Annotated in this window: 20 protein-coding genes; 11 read left to right on the plus strand and 9 right to left on the minus strand. The window is 65.5% G+C overall.

The annotated features are described in order from the left end of the window. Positions 1 to 6 precede the first annotated feature (6 nt). The 5 genes from H8M03_RS03155 to H8M03_RS03175 all read left to right on the plus strand — a co-directional run bounded on the left by H8M03_RS03155 (position 7) and on the right by H8M03_RS03175 (position 3,493). On the plus strand, positions 7 to 504 hold the full coding sequence (locus H8M03_RS03155) for a DUF305 domain-containing protein (RefSeq protein WP_343070905.1): 498 nt from the start codon (positions 7 to 9) through the stop codon (positions 502 to 504). A gap of 25 nt (positions 505 to 529) precedes the next feature. Further along, positions 530 to 994, plus strand: coding sequence for a DUF411 domain-containing protein (locus H8M03_RS03160; protein WP_246449027.1), 465 nt, complete (start codon positions 530 to 532; stop codon positions 992 to 994). Between the two features lie 150 nt (positions 995 to 1,144). Then, positions 1,145 to 1,930, plus strand: a complete 786-nt coding sequence (locus tag H8M03_RS03165; protein WP_246449030.1) for a DUF305 domain-containing protein — start codon at positions 1,145 to 1,147, stop codon at positions 1,928 to 1,930. Between the two features lie 130 nt (positions 1,931 to 2,060). Beyond that, complete coding sequence (locus H8M03_RS03170) at positions 2,061 to 2,750, plus strand: PepSY domain-containing protein (protein WP_246449032.1); 690 nt, start codon at positions 2,061 to 2,063, stop codon at positions 2,748 to 2,750. After that, on the plus strand, positions 2,747 to 3,493 hold the full coding sequence (locus H8M03_RS03175) for a PepSY domain-containing protein (protein ID WP_187480315.1): 747 nt from the start codon (positions 2,747 to 2,749) through the stop codon (positions 3,491 to 3,493). Before H8M03_RS03170 ends, H8M03_RS03175 begins: the two co-directional genes overlap by 4 nt. 510 nt (positions 3,494 to 4,003) lie before the next feature. Here the strand turns inward: H8M03_RS03175 and H8M03_RS03180 are convergent. The 3 genes from H8M03_RS03180 to surE all read right to left on the minus strand — a co-directional run bounded on the left by H8M03_RS03180 (position 4,004) and on the right by surE (position 9,762). After that, positions 4,004 to 7,051, minus strand: coding sequence for a CHAT domain-containing protein (locus H8M03_RS03180; protein ID WP_246449034.1), 3,048 nt, complete (start codon positions 7,049 to 7,051; stop codon positions 4,004 to 4,006). A gap of 22 nt (positions 7,052 to 7,073) precedes the next feature. Then, positions 7,074 to 8,867 carry a ShlB/FhaC/HecB family hemolysin secretion/activation protein gene (locus H8M03_RS03185; protein ID WP_187480317.1) on the minus strand — a complete coding sequence of 598 codons (1,794 nt, stop codon included), beginning with the start codon at positions 8,865 to 8,867 and terminating at the stop codon, positions 7,074 to 7,076. Between the two features lie 127 nt (positions 8,868 to 8,994). Further along, on the minus strand, positions 8,995 to 9,762 hold the full coding sequence (gene surE / locus H8M03_RS03190; protein ID WP_187480318.1) for a 5'/3'-nucleotidase SurE: 768 nt from the start codon (positions 9,760 to 9,762) through the stop codon (positions 8,995 to 8,997). A gap of 294 nt (positions 9,763 to 10,056) precedes the next feature. Between surE and dksA the strand changes: the two genes are divergently transcribed. Next, the gene (gene dksA / locus H8M03_RS03195; protein WP_187480319.1) at positions 10,057 to 10,521 is read left to right on the plus strand and encodes an RNA polymerase-binding protein DksA; all 465 of its coding nucleotides are present in this window, start codon (positions 10,057 to 10,059) and stop codon (positions 10,519 to 10,521) included. A gap of 71 nt (positions 10,522 to 10,592) precedes the next feature. On the opposite strand, the gene H8M03_RS03200 is transcribed toward dksA, so the two are convergent. Continuing rightward, positions 10,593 to 10,757: an HP1242/YdcH family protein gene (locus H8M03_RS03200; RefSeq protein WP_187480320.1), complete on the minus strand. Its 165-nt coding sequence runs from the start codon at positions 10,755 to 10,757 to the stop codon at positions 10,593 to 10,595. Positions 10,758 to 10,987: 230 nt separating this feature from the next. On the opposite strand from H8M03_RS03200, the gene H8M03_RS03205 reads away from it, so the two are divergent. The 3 genes from H8M03_RS03205 to H8M03_RS03215 are packed head-to-tail and all read left to right on the plus strand — an operon-like array spanning position 10,988 to position 13,068. After that, complete coding sequence (locus tag H8M03_RS03205; RefSeq protein WP_187480321.1) at positions 10,988 to 11,476, plus strand: DUF1465 family protein; 489 nt, start codon at positions 10,988 to 10,990, stop codon at positions 11,474 to 11,476. A gap of 18 nt (positions 11,477 to 11,494) precedes the next feature. Further along, positions 11,495 to 12,640: an iron-containing alcohol dehydrogenase gene (locus tag H8M03_RS03210; RefSeq protein WP_187480322.1), complete on the plus strand. Its 1,146-nt coding sequence runs from the start codon at positions 11,495 to 11,497 to the stop codon at positions 12,638 to 12,640. Beyond that, complete coding sequence (locus H8M03_RS03215) at positions 12,637 to 13,068, plus strand: acyl-CoA thioesterase (RefSeq protein WP_187480323.1); 432 nt, start codon at positions 12,637 to 12,639, stop codon at positions 13,066 to 13,068. Before H8M03_RS03210 ends, H8M03_RS03215 begins: the two co-directional genes overlap by 4 nt. Here H8M03_RS03215 and H8M03_RS03220 read toward each other — a convergent pair. The 3 genes from H8M03_RS03220 to dusB are packed head-to-tail and all read right to left on the minus strand — an operon-like array spanning position 13,061 to position 15,616. After that, entirely contained in the window at positions 13,061 to 14,023 is a 963-nt protein-coding gene (locus tag H8M03_RS03220) for an NAD(P)H-dependent flavin oxidoreductase (protein ID WP_187480324.1), read from the minus strand. The genes H8M03_RS03215 and H8M03_RS03220 overlap by 8 nt on opposite strands. 25 nt (positions 14,024 to 14,048) lie before the next feature. Next, complete coding sequence (locus H8M03_RS03225) at positions 14,049 to 14,588, minus strand: CAP domain-containing protein (protein WP_187480325.1); 540 nt, start codon at positions 14,586 to 14,588, stop codon at positions 14,049 to 14,051. A gap of 29 nt (positions 14,589 to 14,617) precedes the next feature. After that, on the minus strand, positions 14,618 to 15,616 hold the full coding sequence (gene dusB / locus H8M03_RS03230) for a tRNA dihydrouridine synthase DusB (RefSeq protein WP_187480326.1): 999 nt from the start codon (positions 15,614 to 15,616) through the stop codon (positions 14,618 to 14,620). Positions 15,617 to 15,681: 65 nt separating this feature from the next. On the opposite strand from dusB, the gene H8M03_RS03235 reads away from it, so the two are divergent. Together H8M03_RS03235 and H8M03_RS03240 are read left to right on the plus strand one after the other, a co-directional pair. Continuing rightward, positions 15,682 to 16,824, plus strand: coding sequence for a bifunctional 2-C-methyl-D-erythritol 4-phosphate cytidylyltransferase/2-C-methyl-D-erythritol 2,4-cyclodiphosphate synthase (locus H8M03_RS03235; protein ID WP_187480327.1), 1,143 nt, complete (start codon positions 15,682 to 15,684; stop codon positions 16,822 to 16,824). Further along, positions 16,821 to 17,324 (plus strand): CinA family protein, encoded by a 504-nt coding sequence (locus H8M03_RS03240; RefSeq protein WP_187480328.1) that lies wholly within the window; start codon positions 16,821 to 16,823, stop codon positions 17,322 to 17,324. Before H8M03_RS03235 ends, H8M03_RS03240 begins: the two co-directional genes overlap by 4 nt. On the opposite strand, the gene H8M03_RS03245 is transcribed toward H8M03_RS03240, so the two are convergent. Both H8M03_RS03245 and lipA read right to left on the minus strand, forming a co-directional pair. Beyond that, positions 17,285 to 17,746, minus strand: a complete 462-nt coding sequence (locus tag H8M03_RS03245; RefSeq protein ID WP_187480329.1) for a type II toxin-antitoxin system RatA family toxin — start codon at positions 17,744 to 17,746, stop codon at positions 17,285 to 17,287. The two genes, H8M03_RS03240 and H8M03_RS03245, sit on opposite strands and share 40 nt — an antisense overlap. Next, positions 17,746 to 18,666, minus strand: coding sequence for a lipoyl synthase (lipA, locus tag H8M03_RS03250; protein WP_187480330.1), 921 nt, complete (start codon positions 18,664 to 18,666; stop codon positions 17,746 to 17,748). The genes H8M03_RS03245 and lipA overlap by 1 nt, the downstream gene beginning before the upstream one ends. Positions 18,667 to 18,731: the final 65 nt, after the last annotated feature.

An 18,731-nucleotide genomic window follows, 5' to 3' on the forward strand; every position in this document is an offset into this window, starting at 1 on the left:
ACAGCAATGGAACAGGGACACAATGAACATGGCGGAATGAGCCGCCAGATGATGCACCGGCACTATCTCATGTTCGGGCTCAACATGCTGATCAGCACGGTCATCATGTATGTCGTGATGTTCGAGATGATCCGCGGTTCCGGCGAGTTCGTCCAGAACATCAACTTCTTTTATATGGCCCTGACCATGGCGATGCCGATGGGCGCGTTGATGCTGCTGATGATGGGGTCGATGTACGCCGATAAGAGGCTCAACCTCATCCTCTATGCTGCTTTGGCCCTGATCTTCATTCTCGCCTTCGCGGCGGTCCGGACGCAGGCCCTGGTCGGCGACAAACAGTTCGTCCGGTCAATGATCCCGCATCATTCGGGAGCGATCCTGATGTGCAACCAGGCTTCATTGCGCGACCCCGAAATCCGTCAGCTCTGCTTTGCGCCAACCGGCATCGTTGCCTCGCAGGAACGCGAAATCGCCCAAATGAAGACCCTCCTCAAGCGGCTCTAGCCCGCGAAACGAAAGGAAGCAGCGAGTGACCTTGACCCTTTCCCGTCGCGCCTTCGTTGGCGCTGCCGCCGGCAGCCTCGCGGCCGCGGCCTGTGGATCGCCCCGGCGCACCCCGCCCCAGGCGATGACCATCTATCGCGATCCGAGCTGCGGCTGCTGTGAGGCATGGGCCGGCATCGCCCGGCAGGCAGGCTATGAGGTGCGGGTCGTCGATCACCCGGACATGCCGGCGATCAAGCGCCGCTATGGCGTGCCCGACCGATTGCTGTCCTGCCATACGAGCGTCGTCGGGAACTACGCCGTCGAGGGTCACGTCCCGCTCGTCGATGTGAGAAGGCTTCTTAAGGCACGGCCGGCCCAGATCAAGGGTATTGCAGTGCCCGGGATGCCGATCGGTTCGCCCGGAATGGAATCGCCGGACGGGACCAGGCAGAAGTTCCAGGTAATGGCCTTCGATGGTGGCGGGCGTGTGTCCGTCTTCCGCGGCTGAGCCGATCTCAGAAGATCTGCATGATCGAATGATGCGGTCGGCGACACTTGAACCACCATGTGGGGAAGGCGTTTTACGCTCGACCGCACGCCATTCTTCAGCCGGACCTGATCCGGCGAATGAGCGACAACCAATACCATGGAGAGAAAGATGAAGAGAATGATGTTTGCCGGCGCCGCAAGCGCCCTTGTTCTGATGCTGTCGGCGTGCGGAAGCCGCGACGAGCCCGCGAACAATGTCGCGGCCGGCCATGACATGAACGCCATGGCGGACAGCGGCCCCTTCGCCGATTCGGAAATGAAGATGGACCAGGCGATGACCGCGGCGGTCGGAGTCAATGCGGCGGACAGTTGGGTGCGCAAGATGATCGAGCATCACAAGGGCGCGATCGACATGTCGCGCATCCTCCTCGCACAGAACGTCACTGGTCATGTCGCCGACATGGCGCAGCAGACGATCGACAAGCAGGGTGCGGAGGTTACCGCGCTGGAGAAATTGGTCGCCACCGGAAACCCGGACGCCGCGAGCGCCGCGCCCTACAAGCCGGCAGCGATGGCGATGCACAGTGCTATGATGGCGGCGTCAGGTGCGGATATTTCCGACACGTGGATTCGAAAGATGCTGGAACATCACAAGGGCGCGATCGCCATGTCCGACATCGCTTTGGCTAATGGCGCTAGGGGCGCCGTTCGAGCGCAAATCGAGAAAACCAAGGCCGAGCAACAAAAGGAGATCGACCATATCGAAGGCATGCTGTCAGGCCAGCAGTTGGCAAGCGAGCCGACCGCGCCGGCAGTAGCGCCGGCCGCCAAGGAAAAGGCTCCTGCAGCAAAGCCTGCACCGGCGAAGGCCGCTCCGGTCAAGCCGAAGCCTGCCGAGCCCAAGGCTCCGACTCCTACGTGTTTGCCTGAGCATCGAGCCGCTGGACATTGCTAGCATCGGTAACTTGAAGTCGACGGGGTCATAGGCTTCGATCGGCATAGGCCGTTGACGGCCCCGGCGCGCACGCCGCCGGGGCCGTCTCCATCCAACGAGCAGGAACCTTCACCAGCCAATGCGAACCCATGTGATCGCCCGCAAGACGCACAAATGGCTGGGCCTGTTCATCGGGCTCCAGGTGGTAATCTGGTCGCTCAGCGGCCTCTACATGACGGTCGTGCACATCGACACCATCCACGGCGATCACCTCGTGCGAGCCGGGCGCCAGCATTCGGTAACCGCGTCCTCACTGGCCGATCCCGTCGTCCTGGCCGCCGCCAATGATGCGCAATCGATCCGGCTCGGGTGGCTTGAAGGAAAGCCGATCTATATCGCCAGGGGCGAATCTGGAGAGATCGCCCTTGATGCTAGAAACGGCGCTAGAATCCCACCGCCGGATGAGGCGGCGATCCGCAAACTGGCCACCTCAAACTACACCGGCCGCGATCCGATCGCCTCGGCCGACCTGATCACCGATATCCCCGGCGAGATTCGCGGTCGCACGCCGCCCCTGTGGCGTGTCGAGTTCAACCACTGGAACAAGCCAACCTTTTACCTTTCGCCCGTGTCCGGCGAATTGCTGTCCAGGCGGCACGAGCTCTGGCGCATCTTCGACTTCCTCTGGATGCTGCACATCATGGACTATGACGAGCGCGAGAACGTCAACAACACGCTCCTGCGTATATTCACCTGGGGTGCGGTGCTGATGGCCCTCTCCGGCGCCTGGCTCCTGCTCTACGCCTTCCCCAAGAAGAAAAAGAAGGCCGCGCCCCGATGATCATCAAGTCGATCTGGCTTCGCAAAATTCATAAGTGGGTTGGTCTGGTGATCGGCCTCCAATTTCTAATCTGGGCGATCAGCGGCGCGGCCATGGCTCTGATCAGCATGGACGAGGTCGCGGGCGGTGACATGGCTGAGCCCGCCCAACCGCCCCCGATTCCGGGCGCTTCTGGTTGGGCGCAGGTCCAACGTCAGTTGGGCGACGAGCCGATCACCGCTGTCGCTATTCGAGCTCTGCCCGATCGCCAACTCATTCAGGCGACGACAGATCGCGGGATCAAGCTTTTCGATGCTGGAAGCGGCGAACCGGTCAGTATTGACCGCTCATCCGCCGCGGCGATTGCCAAGGCCATGCATCCCGAGGGATCGACGCCCTTGCGAGTGATGCCGTTGTCCAAATTGACGCTCGCGGTCCGCGAGCATGAACTGCCCATCTGGCGGGTCGACTTCGCCGACCAGAAAAACAGCAGCTATTATGTCTCGGGAACGACTGGCGAGCTGCTCGAACGCCGCAACGAAAGCTGGCGCCTCTGGGACTTCTTCTGGATGCTCCACAACATGGACTATGCGCAGAGGACCAGTTTCAACCATCCGCTAATCATCATGGTCGGCTTCGCCATGGCGTGGCTCGCGGCCACCGGCTTCTGGCTGCTCTTTCGCACCATGTGGCGCCACGATTTTGCACAATTTCGTCGCGCAACGAGTTTCGGTCGACGAGAGGCAGCAAAATTGGGCGATTGATGCCATCGCAAGTCGTCAACGTTTCAACCAAAAATGTGTGCTCGAATTTGTGCTGTTGCTCAATGTGTGACCAAGTGGTGTGTTGGAGCGTTTTCAGCGCTCGGATGCAGCTAAGTAACTGTTTTTGTTGATATAAACGCGAACTCTTAATCAGCGGGTCCTAGGTTCGAGCCCTAGTGCGTCCACCATTCCTTCCTTTTAACCGCCTGCTAACCATTCCGGCGCATCCTTTCTCCGTCCCATGGGTTGGAGCCCGACGATGCGCGTACGAATGATCCTTGGTGTAGCGGCCATGATCGGCCTTCCGCTCGCAGCGCATGCTGCAGAGCCCGCCAACGCGCCCTCCCCTCGGACCGAGCAAGCGACGCAGAAGCCGGCGGTGCAACTGGCGTCGCAGGATGCGAAAGTCGACATGGGCAAGGCCACGGAGAGCGATGCGGATACCACCGCGCCGAAGCGCCGGGCTCGAGTGACGACTTGCCGCTGCGGCGATCAGGCACCGAGCGCCAACTAGCGCGCCTTGCTCCTGACCAGGGGCGCTTCCCCGTCCCCGACGATCGCGAACGCCGCCCAGTAGAACGGGTGCGACGTATCGGCGTCGTCCATCAGCTTAGCCTGTGACAGGCGCATGGCGGTCACCGTCGGCGTCCCCGGCGACGCGGCGAACAATCCGGCGACCAGCCTTTCCGTCGCGCTGAAATCGTCCGGGACCGGCCAGTGGCTGGCGACGACCAGCCGCCCGCCCGCGCCAACGAAGGCGCGGACAAGCCCGTCGAGAGCCACGTCGCCTCCGGTCGCCAGACCCGCGCTTTGCGTCGCCACCGCGGTTGCCGTGCCGGCCGTGTCGCAGGCGGACAGGATGACGACATCGGCGTCCAGATCGAGGTCGAAAATCTCACGAAACGTGAGCAGTCCGTCCGATCCCTTCGGCCCGAAACTGGTCAGCAGCGCCGGCTGGGTCGGACATTGCGGCCGCGGCGCCGTGACCACCCCGTGCGTCGCGAAATGTATGATGCGATAGTCCTTGAGATCGTCGCGCGCCTCGATCGCCGTGTCGGTAAAGGCGTCGCCGGTAACAACGTCAACGCCCCGGCTCCCTTCCCGCGCCAGAATATCGCCGGCGATCTTCAACTCCCGCGCGCTGATCGGCCGTTGCCATGAGGCCAGCGGAAGCATGCAGTTCACGTCAATCGCATCCTGGGGGCCTGCGGCTCGTCCCGCCGGCACGCTGTTGTGACCAAGGCCAAGATACGCCTTGTCACCCGCCGATGGAGGCGCATTGCGAAGACTGACGAACGAACGCGGCGAAACGGCCGTGCTGACGTCGCGGTCGCGGCCAAGCCAGGCGAGGCCGGTGAAATCGAAATCGCTGTCGGGGTTGGCAGCGACGCGCGCAGCATAACGGTCGACCGACGACCGATCGGTAATCAAAGCGTTCGCGGGCATCCGCAGCATGGCGCCGTCGGGTTCGAAGATGAGATGCTTCGTGCGGGCGATTTCGGCCGCGAAGGGCGCGAACAGGTCCCCGTATAATTTGTGCGCCATGGGGATGTCGTAGGCGTAGGTCACCTGCTGCCCCCGCTCCACCGTCACGATGCTTTCGCGGAGCGTCTTCACCTGCGCCTCAAGCTCGCCCGCGGTGACCGGCAGCTTGACGACACCAGCCGACGTGGGCGTGGCGAGGAAGGCGTAAATGCCTTCGTCGACCACAGTCATCCGGTAGTAGGCTTCGCCCGGGCGAAGAGCCTTTTGCAGTTCGTCGAGCGTGATGATGTCGCTCGTCACGGCGCGGTATCGCGGATAGTCGGCTAGCGATGATTGGGTCGCCAGCGCTGCCTTGCGCGCGGTGTCGAGATCGACGCGAAGCGCGGCCGTTCGCGCCGCTTCCGTCGCCGTCGGCGTGGCCAGCGCCTCCATCCGGGTCAGCGAGATACGCGTCCGTTCGACCTGGCGGGTCAGCGATACCGCCTGGCGGAACAGGCGCGACGCCTCGCCAGTCCCGCCGTTGAGTTCGCGCGCCAGGATCGCCTGTGTCTGCGCGAGGCCCGGGCGCATCATCAATTGCGTCGCCGCGAAAATCTCCGCGCCTTCGGCCGGCGTCGCCCCGTCCTTCAGCAGAATGTCGACATAGGGCCGCAACACGCGCGCAAACGACGGCGGCAAGGTGCTGGCATCGCCATGCGACTTCACGATCTCGCGGAATACCGTTTCGGCCTCTGTGACGTTGCCGGACCTGGCGAGATGCCCGGCAAAGCGGGCCCGGGCGTTGAGCAGCGCCGCCGACCCCGGATAGTTGGTTTCGAGGATGATCACCGCCTGGCGGAACTGGCGGTCGGCTTCGGCGATATTGCCCGTCTGTTCGGCCAGCGCGCCCAGGTCGCCGACGATCTGCGAGCGCATCCAGGCAATCGATGCCACGCGCCCGCCGCGCACCGCGGCAAGCTTTGTGTCGGCTTCGCCAAGCGCGTCGCGGGCCCCGCCGAAATTTCCCTGCAGCCGTAGCGACGTGCCGCGCAACTGCAGGGCCTGGCCGTCGAGGATTTCGCCTTTCTCTTCCGGCGTCAGGTCGTCGGACGCTCCGCCCAGCTGCTGACCGACTCCGGCTTCGGAATTCAGCCGCTGCGACGTGACGCTGTCGATCGACGGACGCGTCTCGTCCTGTTCGGCCGACCGGGCCGCGAAGGCAGGCATCGGCTTGGCGAGCTCGACCAGGGCCGCGTCGGGCTGGGACTGGTTGAGCAGGTGCATGGCGCGATAGTTACGCAGGCGGCGGCCGTCGATCGGGTCGCCGAACACTTGTTCGTCCGCCCGCGCAAACAACGCGTCCGCTTCCTGGAAGCGGCCGAGGTTGGACTTCTGCAACGCTTCGTTGATGAGCGCTTCCGCCCGGCTGATCGGCGCCGTCTCCGCGCTGCCGACCGCGGCGAAGAATTCCGCCGCATCGGCGTAGCTGCCGACATTGTTGCGCCGATAGGCCTCGGAAAGCGCCCGGGTCGGGTCGAGCGTGCCGGCCTGCACCCGCGCAAAGGCCGCGGGATCGCCGGCGCCGGTCATCGCGATCGACACTTCGCCGTCCACCGCGGCGTCGGCGACGAGACTGCGCAGGCCCAGCCGCAGCGCGCTGTCATACCCCGCCAATCCTTCGGCGATGTAGAGCGTGTTTCCGCGGCGAAATTCATAGGTGCGATAGGTCACCGGAACGTCGTTGAGCGTGCAATTGCTGATCGAGACCTCGCCCAGCTGCTCGATAGCGCCGCGTCCGGCGGGCTTGCACGTGGCGGTCCGGGTGCGCAGTCCCGCGAGCCGCGCGGATGCGCCTTCGCTGCGCAGAAGGTACAGCTTGCCGACCGGAAGCGCGGCGTCGCGGCAGGTGATGGCGTAGCCGGCGTCGAACATGCCGACGAGCGCGGGGTCGGTGGCCACCGGCTGGGCCGAACAATAGCTGGATCCCGCTGAGCCGATGCGGAAGCTGTCGCGGACACTGATCGGCGCGGCCCATACTCCGATTGCCCAGGCGAACGACGCCAGCGCGACGGCGGCAACGGCTGGTTTCACCATCCTCATCACCCTCCTCCGCCGGTCATTCGTACGTCCATGGCCACAAGCGCGTGGTCACCGAAATGAGAAGCCGCGGATCGGGCCGCTTCTCGTCGAAGCCGATCCGGGTCAGCGGAACCGCCAGTACCGCGTCCAGCACGAAGCGATCGTAGGTCCCGCGCGCGCCTATGCCCGCCGACGCCAGATGATCGCGCCCCGCGATCAGCGGCGGCCCGACGCTGTCGACCGTGACCCAGTCGTAAAAGACATACCCTTCGATCGCCGCGTCTTTCGCATCCGCGGGCACCGTGCTGCCGTAACGGATTTCCGAGCGGGCACCGAACCCGCGATCCCCCAGCAACGAGCCGGGGTCGTAGCCGCGTCCGACGCTGTAATTGCCCGCGGCGAACTGGTCGAAACTCAGCAGGGGCTTCCAGCTATACTGCGCTTGCGCCGCGATCGCGAACGTCAGCTTCGGCAGGGGCCGGTATTCCCCCTGCAACAACGTGCGGACCACCGTCGCCGTCGACAGCCCGTTAAGCCGGCTTTGCGGCGTACCGCTGGTGCATCCGGCCGCCGGACAGGGCTCGGTCGCGCCGAGCATGTCCACACCCTTGCGCAGGTCTGCCTGAGCGTAGACCCGCCACGGTGGTTCGGACGGGTTGCGGTCGGCGGAAAAATCCGTCCCGCGCGCTTCGATGCCGAGGCGCAGAAAGGCTGTGCGCAACCGGTCGCGCGCGATCCGCTCGCCCACGAAATCGACGTCCTGGTCAGCGATGTCGATGCCGACCGACCCGCGGATCGTGCGGTCGAGCTTGCGGACGATCGGGTAGTCGACCTGCAGCGTGCTCAGCAGTGTTCGTGCCGTCAGGTCGTCCGGCCCTTCGATGGACGGCCGCGCCCGGGCGTAGGTGAACATTCCCCCGGCGCGCATCCCGCGATCGCCCAGCGCGAAGTCGTGGCCGACCTGCATGGTCGTCTGCTCGCTGAAGTCGGCCGTCGAAAAGACCCCGATGGTCGTGCGATCCGCCAGCCCCGTGATGCCGAATGCCTGCGCCCGCGCGAACCCGCCCCAGCGGCCAAGGATCTTCGACCCGCCGTTCTGGATGTTGATGTCCGAATAGATTGGCGTACGCTGGACGGTGACGTCGCCCAACACCTCGCCCGGCTTGGTGCCCGCAGGGCGCAGCGTAAGACGGACCGTATAGCCCGGAAGGTCGCTGGCCAGCAGCAAATAGCGCTCGGCCTCGAAGCGGTTGAACACCGGGCGCTTGCTGAGCTTGTTGAGATAGGCCGCGATGATCCGTTCCGCGCCATTGGCGTTGCCGCGGACTCGCACTTGCGCCAGCCGCGCCATCACCACCTGAAACCGCACTGTGCCGTCGGTGATCTTCTGTTCCGGCACCTGCACGGCAGCAATGTAGCCCGCGGCCCGCAGCTTGGCCGCCGCCCGGTCGCGGATTTCGCAGACGATCGAGATCGGCTGTTCAGTGCCGGTCAAACCGACATATCTGTCCGCCATGGCCGCGCCGGACAAGCCCTGCAGGCCGTCAAATTCGACGCCGCGCAGGGTTAGACGGACGTGCTTGAACTCCGGCGTATCGAGCGCGCAAGGGCTGCGTTCGAGCTCGGCATCGACTTCCAACCGGATGGCGCGATCACGGCGCAGGTCGGCGTCCGGCCGGGTCACCTCCTCGCGTGTCGGCGGGGCGGCCTGCGGCGGAACGGGCGGCGGCGCCTGGGCGGCAACGGACGCCGCGGGAACGGCAAGCGCAAGAGTGGCGGAGCGGAGCATCGCCGCCCGTGCGCTGGTCTTGCGGCGTCCCTGCAATGCCATCCGCCAGACCTCCCCCTGCCAGCGACCAGCGGCCCTTTGCCTAGCCTATAGCAGAAGCGCGGATTTACACACCCACCGCCCGCGAAAATCGGGAAGCGACGGCGCGTCGCCCACCGCTGTCATGCGGCTAGGCTTCGAAGCGGCCCCGTAGCGCATCCAGCGACGCGTCGTGGGTCAGGTCGAGATGGAGCGGCGTCACCGTGACGAACCCGTCGACGATGCCTTCGAGATCGGTCGAATGCGACGGGGTCTGAACCATCGGGCCAAGGCCGAACCAGTAATATTTGTATCCGCGCGGGTCGGTCCGCTCGACGATCCGCAACCGCCCGTAATCGCGGATGCCCTGCCGGCACACGCGGATGCCCTTCACCTCTTCGGGTGAAAGCGCGGGAAAGTTGACGTTGATCAGCGTGCCGGGCGGCGGCGCATAGGTTAGCAACGGACCGAGCGTCGTTTCCGCCCAGGCTTCGGCGGCCGCGAACGGCACCGTGTCGCCCATTCCCTCGCGCGAATAATTCTGGCTGAGCGCGATCGACGGTACGCCGGCCAGAGCGCCCTCCATCGCGGCAGATACCGTGCCCGAATAGGTCACGTCCTCGGCAAGGTTGGCGCCGCGATTGATTCCGGACAGGATCAGGTCGGGCGGCGAATCCTTCATGATATGCGCCAGTGCCAGCATCACCGCGTCGGTCGGCGTGCCGGTGACGGAGAAGCGGCGGTTGTCGTGGCGCCGCACGCGCACCGGCTGCGTAAGCGTCAGCGAATGCCCCGCACCCGACTGCTCTTCAGTCGGCGCGACCACCCACACGTCGTCGGAGAAAGCGCGAGCGACGGTTTCGAGAAGGTCGAGCCCGCGGGCGTTGATCCCGTCGTCGTTGGTAAGGAGGATCCGCATCCTCGCCTCATAGCGAGCGGCAGGCGGGCCGCAACCGATGCTTATCAAAGGAGAATTGCGCCAATTCGGCAACAGCTTGTGGATTTCGGGGATGGACGTCCGTCAGCGCTTGTTAAGCGATATGGGCTTAATTATAGGCGCCGTCGGGGATTACCGGCTTTCCAGGTCTAAGTCCCGGGAAAGCCTTGTTGAATCCGCCACCGGCTGTACCGGGTGGCCCGGTCGCAGCTGCGGCGGCGGGCTATTGAGGGAACCGGACGGCGCAAGCTCCCGGGACCGGTGGGAGGGTTCAAGATGGCGACTGCGCTCAAAGATATCTTCAACGAACAACCGGTCCCGTTCGACCGCATCATCGTTCCGGAAGGCTATGGCCCGTCCGACGGCGAAGAGTTCATGTGCGACCTGCATCGCGCCTACTTCCTCAAGAAGCTGCGCGAATGGAAGGAAGCCATCGTCGAGGAATCGCGCCAGACCATGGCCCAGCTCCAGGTCGACTCGCTGCGCGAGCCGGACATCGCCGACCGCGCGTCGAGCGAGACCGACTGGGGTATCGAGCTTCGCACCCGCGACCGCCAGCGCAAGCTGATCAGCAAGATCGATGCCGCCGTGCGCCGTCTTTACGAGGGCGAATATGGCTATTGCGAAGTGACCGGCGACCCAATCTCGCTGGCCCGGCTCGAAGCCCGCCCGATCGCGACCATGACATTGGAAGCGCAGGAGCAGCACGAGCGCGTCGAGAAAGTCTCGCGCGACGACTGAGCGCGGGTTTGGTCACGCAATCTGACACTTGAGGGCGTGGCGGCGACCGGGTCGCCGCCTAACCGGCTCCGCTAGTGCTCGTAGTGGCCGGCCAGCTCGTCCTTGAGCCGGAGCTTTTCTTTCTTGAGTTGATGGAGAAGATCGTCATTCGGGTGCGACCGATGCTCCTCTTCGTCGATGATCGCGTGGAGCGCTGCGTGCTTGGATGCGAGCGTGTCGGCTTCAACCTTGTCCATCTGTGCATGTTCCTTTCGTGCAAACGCGGTGACAGCGCAGTCAATAAAGCATGTTTCCGCGCCTTTGTCTTGCGGCTGTCACATCCGTCCGTCGCGGCGTAACCGGCGGCCCATCGCGGGTTTACGGCGAGCCGAGTTTGTCCCGCGTTGGGACAATTTGAGCGTCTCCGCGGCACTTTGCGGCTGCATTTCGCGTTTTCCCTTCGTGCATAAAATGACAGTTTGAAGCGATGGAAAATTCCTACGAACAGGGCGAAGCCGAAATCCGCATCACGCCGCGGCTGGTCGACTCCTTCTACACGGAGGCGATGCTGCTGGCGGACGAGGCGCGCTCCTATTTCGACGACGCCGGGCGCGACGACCGGTGCGCGCTGGACCCGTTCGTCCGCGTCAACTTTGCCTGCGAGTCGCTCAAGGTCACGACTCGCATCATGCACATCGTCGCCTGGCTGCTGACCCAGCGCGCGGTGGAAAGCGGCGAGATCGCGCTTCGCGACGGTCGCCGTCCGGAACGGCGTCTGGGCCATGCGCAGGAAAGCGACCCGGAAATCGTCGCCCGCCTGCCCGAAGCGGCACAGCGGCTGGTGAGCGCCAGCACCGATCTGTACGCGCGGGTGAAGCGGTTGGACGAAGGCAGCCTGATCGAGGAGCCGGCCGCAAGTCCGGCGCGTGCCCTGATGGGGCGGCTCGAACGCGGCCTTGGAGGCCAGGTCGCCTAACTGCTAGCATCCTCGCCGATGCACAGCTTCACCTTCAAACCCGGGCCCACCGTCATCGCCGGCGCCGGCAAGGCGACCGACCTGGCCGCGCTCCTGCCCCCCGGCCCCACCCTGTTCGTCACCGACACCCAGCTGATCGAACTCGGCCTCACCGGCGCCTGCCGTGAAGCGCTTGCGCAGGCGGAGCGCTCGCCGGTGGTCTTCGACGCTGTCGAGGCCGATCCGTCCCGGGCCACGCTTGAGCAAGCCGTCGAAGCCGGGCGGGCGGCCGGCGTGCGCTCCGTCGTCGGTTTCGGCGGCGGCAGTCCGATGGACGTCGCCAAGCTGGCCGCTTACCTGCTCGGCTCCGGGGACGATCTTGACGGCATCTGGGGAGTCGACAACGCCAAGGGGGCGCGCCTTCCGCTGGCGCTGGTTCCGACGACTGCGGGGACCGGGTCCGAAGCCACGCCGATTTCGATTATCACCTGCGACGGCGGAGTGAAGATGGGCGTCGTGTCGCGGCCGCTGGTCGCCGACTGGGCGGTGCTCGATGCCGAACTGACGCTTGGCCTGCCCCGCCACGTCACTGCCGCCACCGGCATCGACGCAATGGTCCATGCGATCGAGTCCTATACTTCGGCGCGGCTGAAGAACCCGATGTCCGACCAGCTTGCCCGCCAGGCACTGCAGCTGCTCGGCGGCAACCTGCTCACCGCCTGCGAAGAGCCGGGCAACGTGGCGGCACGCGAGGCGATGCTGCTTGGCGCCCATCTTGCCGGGCTGGCCTTTGCCAACGCACCCGTCGCTGGCGTCCACGCCCTCGCCTATCCGCTCGGCGGGCTGCACCATTTGCCGCACGGCGTCAGCAACGCGCTGATGCTGCGCCACGTGCTCGCCCATAACAGCGAGGCCGCACGCGACCATTATGCCGAGCTGGCCGAAGTCCTCGTCCCCGATTGCGCCGGACAAGGCAGCCAGGCGCGCGCCGCGTTGCTGATCGAAACGCTCGACGACCTTGCGACCCGCTCCGGTATCCCGCTGCGCCTGCGCGACTATGGTATCGCGTTCGAAGAGGCGCCGCGGCTGGCAAGCGAGGCGATGAAACAGGAGCGTCTGTTGATCAACAATCCCTGTCCGATCGATGAGACCGACGCCCGGCGCCTCTACGAGGCCGCCTGGTGAGCCGCGAGACTCCGGCCCGGCGCGACGAGTTCGCCGTGTGGCGCGACATCTCCACACGCTGGGCCGACAACGATGTCTACGGACACGTCAACAACACCGTCTATTACACGTGGTTCGACACGGCGGTGAACAGCTGGCTGATCGAACAGGGCATGCTCGACATCATCGGCGGCAACCCGGTCGGACTCGTCGTCGAGACGCGGTGCAGCTATTTCGCGCCGCTATCTTATCCGCAGGCGGTCGAGGCCGGGCTGCGCGTCGCCAAGCTCGGCACGTCGAGCATTCGCTATCGTATCGGCATCTTCGCCAAGGGCGCGGATAGCGCGGCGGCGCAGGGCGATTTCGTCCATGTTGTGGTTGATCGGCAATCGCGGCGGCCGGTACCGATCCCCGATCAGTGGCGCACGAAACTGGACGCGATCAGCTAGCGCACAGCCGCGCTTTGGCGGCGGCATATTCCGCGACCAGCGTGTCGATGTACGCACCGGCGCCCTGTACCTTGCGGATGGCACCGATGCCCTGCCCCGATCCCCAGATATCGCGCCACGCCTTGGCCTTGGTCGATCCGTCCGACCCGAAGCCGGTCGGCAACGCCTCGAGCTTGTCGAGCGCGTCCGGATCGAGCCCGCTGCGTTCAATCGACGAGCGCAGGTAATTGCCCGGTATCCCGGTAAACAGCGCACTGTTGACGATGTCGGCGGCCCCGCCTTCGACGATGGCATTGCGGTAATCGTCGCTGCAGCGCGCTTCGGGCGTGGCGATGAACGGAGACCCGATATAGGCGAAGTCCGCGCCCATCGCCTGCGCCGCGAGCACGCCCTGCCCGGTCGCGATCGATCCCGACAGCAACAGCGGCCCGTCGAACCATTCGCGGATCTCGTGGATCAGCGCGAACGGCGACCAGCGCCCGGCATGACCCCCCGCCCCGGCGGCGACCGCAATCAGTCCGTCGGCGCCCTTTTCGATCGCCTTGCGGGCGAAGCGGTTGTCGATGATGTCGTGCAGTGTGATCCCGCCCCAGCCGTGGACCGCGTGATTGAGTTCCTCGCGCGCTCCGAGCGAGGTGATGACGATCGGCACCTTCCACTTGGCGCACACGGCCATGTCCTCGTCGAACCGGTCGTTGGTGCGGTGGACGATCTGATTGACCGCGAACGGCGCCGATGGCCGGTCGGGATTGGCCTTGTCGTGCGCGGCCAGCGCCTCGGTAATCTCGTGCAGCCATTCGTCGAGTTGCGAGGCGGGCCGGGCGTTAAGCGCGGGAAAGCTGCCGACGATGCCGGCGCTGCATTGCGCGATGACAAGCTGCGGATTGGAAATGATGAACAGGGGGGCCCCGACGACGGGGATGCGCAGGCCGGATAAAATGGATGGAATGCTCATGTCGCTCCCCGGTTGAGCGCCCGTGTTAGCCGCGCTCGCCGATGGGGGGAAGGAACAGCGGCTTGCCGTCGATATTTCCCGGCGGAGAATAGCGGCAGATCAGCCAGTCGATGCCCTTGGCGCGATGCACGGCGCAGCCGACGCGCGTCGTCGAAGGCCACATCATCGTCGTGTAATGGCCCACGTCCATCCAGTTTCCGGTGGTGCTGACGTTGGGATAGATGCCGGACCGGAAATAGCGCCGCTCGTCGACGAAGGTGCGGATCATCTGCTCCGGGGTGAAGGCACCGGCCGTCCCCATCCACAGGTTCTCACGCTGGCCCGGACGGCTTTGCTTTGGCGAATGCTGCAGCGTGCCGATGGCCGCCAGCGTCGGCCCATAAGCGGCGGCGGACGATGCCAGCAGCGGGTCCCAGGCGAGGGGCGCAAGGCCCATCGATGCGCGGGCGGCGTTATGGGCGGCAAGCAGGCGAGCGCTGATCGGGTCGAGCGGCTGGGCCGCGGCGGGGGGCGCTAGCGCCAGTGCGGCGGCGGAGGCAGCGAACGTTCGAGCAAGGGCCTTCATCACGACCTCCCCCAAAGCGAGCGGCGATCTTAGGCTGCGGCCCTCGCCAGCCACGGAGCATAAAATTCCCGCAGCATCTGCACAACGACCTGCGGATCGTCCTGGCTGTTGACCCGGTTGCGCAGTTCCGCCGATCCGGGCAGCCCCTTGGTATACCAGCCGATGTGTTTGCGCGCGAGATTGACGCCGGTGTGCCGTCCGTACAGCTCCAGCATTTCGTCATACTGGCTGAGCATCGTGTCGAGCTGCTGGTCGAGCGTCGGATCGGTCCAGGCGGCGCCGTCGACCAGCTCCGCCATCGCCTGCGCCAACAGCCACGGCCGCCCGTAGGCGCCGCGGCCGATCATTACCCCGTCGGCAGCGGATTGCTCCAGCGCGGTGCGCGCGTCGTCGACCGAATTGATGTCGCCGTTGACGATCACCGGCACCGACACCGCCTCCTTGACGCTGCGCACGAAGCTCCAGTCGGCACTGCCCTTGTACATCTGGCAGCGGGTGCGGCCGTGAATGGTGATCAGTCTGACGCCAAGGTCCTCGGCAATGCGCGCCAGTTCCGGCGCGTTGAGGCTGGCATGGTCCCAGCCCATGCGGGTCTTGAGCGTCACCGGAAGGTCGACGGCCTTGACCGTCGCTTCGATCAGCTTCGCGGCCAGCGGCAGGTCGCGCATCAGCGACGAGCCGGCATAGCCGTTGACGACCTTCTTGACCGGGCAGCCCATGTTGATGTCGATGATCGCCGCGCCGCGCTGCTCGTTGAGCTTGGCGGCTTCGGCCATGACGTGCGGCTCGCACCCAGCCAGCTGCAGCGACACCGGCTGCTCCGCCGGGTCCCACAACGCCTTCTGCAGCGACTGGCGGGTTTCGCGGATCATCGCCTGGCTGGCGATCATCTCGCTGACCGTCAGCCCGGCGCCGAACCGCTTCACCACCCGCCGGAACGGCAGGTCGGTGACGCCTGTCATCGGCGCCAGGATTACCGGCGCGTCGATCCGCACGGGACCGATGGAAATGGGGTTCAGCATCGCCATGGAAGGGCGCCAGATAATGGATCAGGCCTTGGCGGACAAGGCGAGCGGGCCTAGACGCCCGCCCCGTGACCACCACGGCCCTCATCGTCGCCGCCGGCAAGGGCGAGCGCCTCGGCGGCGGATTGCCCAAGCAATATCGCTTGCTTGGCGGCAAGCCGGTGCTGCGCCGGGCGATCGAAGCCTTGATCGGCCATCGCGCGATCGACGCTGTGCGCGTGGTCATCGGCCCCGGGCAGCAGGACCTCGCAGCCGCTGCTCTGGCCGGGCTCGACGTCGGCAGGCCGATCGAAGGCGGCGCCGAGCGGGCGGATTCGGTCCGCGCGGGTCTGGCCCAGTTGTCCGGGGACGCCGTTCTGGTCCACGACGCCGCCCGCCCCTTCTGCCCGCCGGCGGTGATCGACCGGCTGCTCCCACCGCTGGAATTTTTCGACGGCGCGGCACCGGTACTCGCCGTCGGCGACACGCTCGCTCGGGCTACCGACACGCTGGGCGAGCCGGTCGACCGCACTGGCATGGTCCGGGTGCAGACTCCGCAGGCCTTTCGCCTGGATGCCCTGCGTGCCGCTTATGCCGCCTGGTCAGGCGATGCGCCGACCGACGAGACTACGGTGGCTCGGGCAGCAGGCCTCAAGGTGGCGACAGTGCAAGGGGACACGGCGCTGGAAAAGATCACCGAGCCCGCGGATTTCGAGCGTGCCGAACAATGGCTCGCCTCGCGGCTGGTGGCCCGCACCGGCATGGGTTTCGACGTCCACGCATTCGAAGGCGACGGCCCGCTGATGATGGGTGGCATAGAAGTTGCGCACCCGCGCGGCCTGGCCGGACATAGCGACGCCGACGTGGTTCTTCACGCCCTCACCGATGCCTTGCTCGGGGCGGCGGCGCTTGGCGATATCGGCCTCCACTTCCCGCCCTCGGACGATCGCTGGAAAGGCGCCTCTTCGGACATTTTCCTCGCCCACGCCGTCGGCCTGATCCGCGAACGCGGCGGCATCGTCGATCATCTCGATTGCACGGTGATCTGCGAATCCCCGAAAATCGGGCCGCTGAGGGAGCAAATGCGGGCGCGGATCGCTGACATTGCAGGAATGACGCTGTCACAGATCAGCATCAAGGCGACGACGACCGAGCGGCTGGGCTTTACCGGCCGCGGCGAGGGGATCGCCGCACAGGCCATCGCTAGCATCCGGATGGAGAGCGCGGGATGAGCGACTGGCTGTTGCCCGACAAATTGTACGACAAGGCCAAGGAAGTGGTCGAAGCCAATCGCGCCGCCGGCCGCCACGTCGCCGTCGCCGAAAGCTGCACCGGCGGCTTGGTTTGCGCCGCGCTGACCGAAATCCCCGGATCGTCGGAAATGTTCGAAGCCGGTTACGTCACTTATTCCAATGCCTCGAAGATCGACGATCTGGGGGTCAGCCAGGACGTCGTCGAAACCTTTGGCGCGGTCAGCGTCGCTACCGCATGGGCTATGGCGCGCGGCGCACTGGCGGCTTCCAAGGCAGACGTCGCGGTGGCCATTACCGGCATTGCCGGCCCCGGCGGAGGCAGCCCCGGCAAGCCGATCGGCACCGTCGTCTTCGCCCGTGCCGAGCGCGATGCCGACCCGTCGCAGATTGTTGCCGACCAGAAATTGTTCGACGCGACCACCCGGTCGGACGTGCGGCTTCAGGCGGCGCTTTGCGCGCTTGAGCTGTTGATGCCGTAAAGTTCGGCGGCGCGTTTTTCGAACGCACTCGTCATCTGCCGCAACGCGCGGTCGAACATCTGCCCGGCAAGGCTTTCGAACAGCCGCGACTTGAAGGCGAAATCGACCGAAAAGTGCACGTCCGTCCCGCCGCCGGCGGCTGGTTCGAATTGCCATTCGTTGTGCAGGAACTTGAGCGGCCCCTCGATATAATCGACGCAGATGCGGTTCGGGCGCTCCTTCACGACGCGGCTGGTGAAGCGCTCCTTGAAGGCGCTGAACCCGACGACCAGGTCGGCAATCGTTTCCCGCTCGCTCGACGAGCGGATGCGCACCGCGACCACCCAGGGCAGGAATTCGGCGTAACGCCCGACGTCCGCGACCATGTCGAACAATTGTTCAGGCGTGTACGGAAGATGGCGCGTTTCCGAATGGCGCGGCATCAGCCCTTCGCGAGCTCCAGCTGCGCGGCGCGATTGGCCTGCATCCGCTTGAAATCGTCGCCCGCATGATAGCTTGAGCGGGTCAGCGGCGACGCCGCGACCAGCAGGAAGCCCTTGGCGCGGGCAATCGCGGCATATGCGTCGAACGCTTGCGGGGTGACGAAATCCTCGACCTTCGCGTGGCGCGGCGTCGGCTGCAGATATTGGCCCATGGTCAGGAAATCGACCCCGGCGGAGCGCATGTCGTCCATCACCTGGTGCACTTCCAGCCGCTGTTCGCCCAGCCCGACCATCACGCCCGACTTGGTGAAAATACGCGGGTCGTGCCGCTTGACCTGCTCGAGCAGGCGCAGCGACGCGTAATAGCGAGCGCCCGGCCGGATGGTCGGATAAAGCCGCGGCACCGTCTCCAGGTTATGGTTATAGACGTCGGGCCCGGCCTCGACGATCGCCTCCACCGCCTTCTCGCTCTTGTTGCGGAAATCGGGGGTGAGGATTTCGATCGTAGTCTGCGGCGTGTTGCGGCGCAGCGCCTCGATCACCTTGACGAACTGGCTGGCGCCGCCGTCCGGCAGGTCGTCGCGATCGACCGACGTGATGACGATATGTTCAAGGCCAAGCTCCGCAGCCGCGGTGGCGACATGCTCGGGCTCCAGCGCATCGACGGCGCGCGGCATGCCTGTCTTCACGTTGCAGAAGGCGCAGGCGCGCGTGCACGTGTCGCCCAGGATCATCACCGTCGCATGCTTCTTGGTCCAGCATTCGCCGATGTTGGGACAGGCCGCTTCCTCGCACACGGTGGCGAGATTTAGGTCGCGCATCAGCTTGCGCGTGGCGTGATAACCGGGGCTGACCGGCGCCTTGACGCGGATCCAGTCGGGCTTGCGCTGCCGCGGGGGAACGGGTGCAGGGGCGTTCATGCCCGCCAGATAGCGATCCGATCCCCCGCTTGCCAGCCCTGAGCCCCCGCTTTAGCGACGGCACC

It is taken from the genome of Sphingomonas sabuli, assembly GCF_014352855.1.
GTDB classification, from domain to species: Bacteria; Pseudomonadota; Alphaproteobacteria; order Sphingomonadales; family Sphingomonadaceae; genus Sphingomicrobium; species Sphingomicrobium sabuli.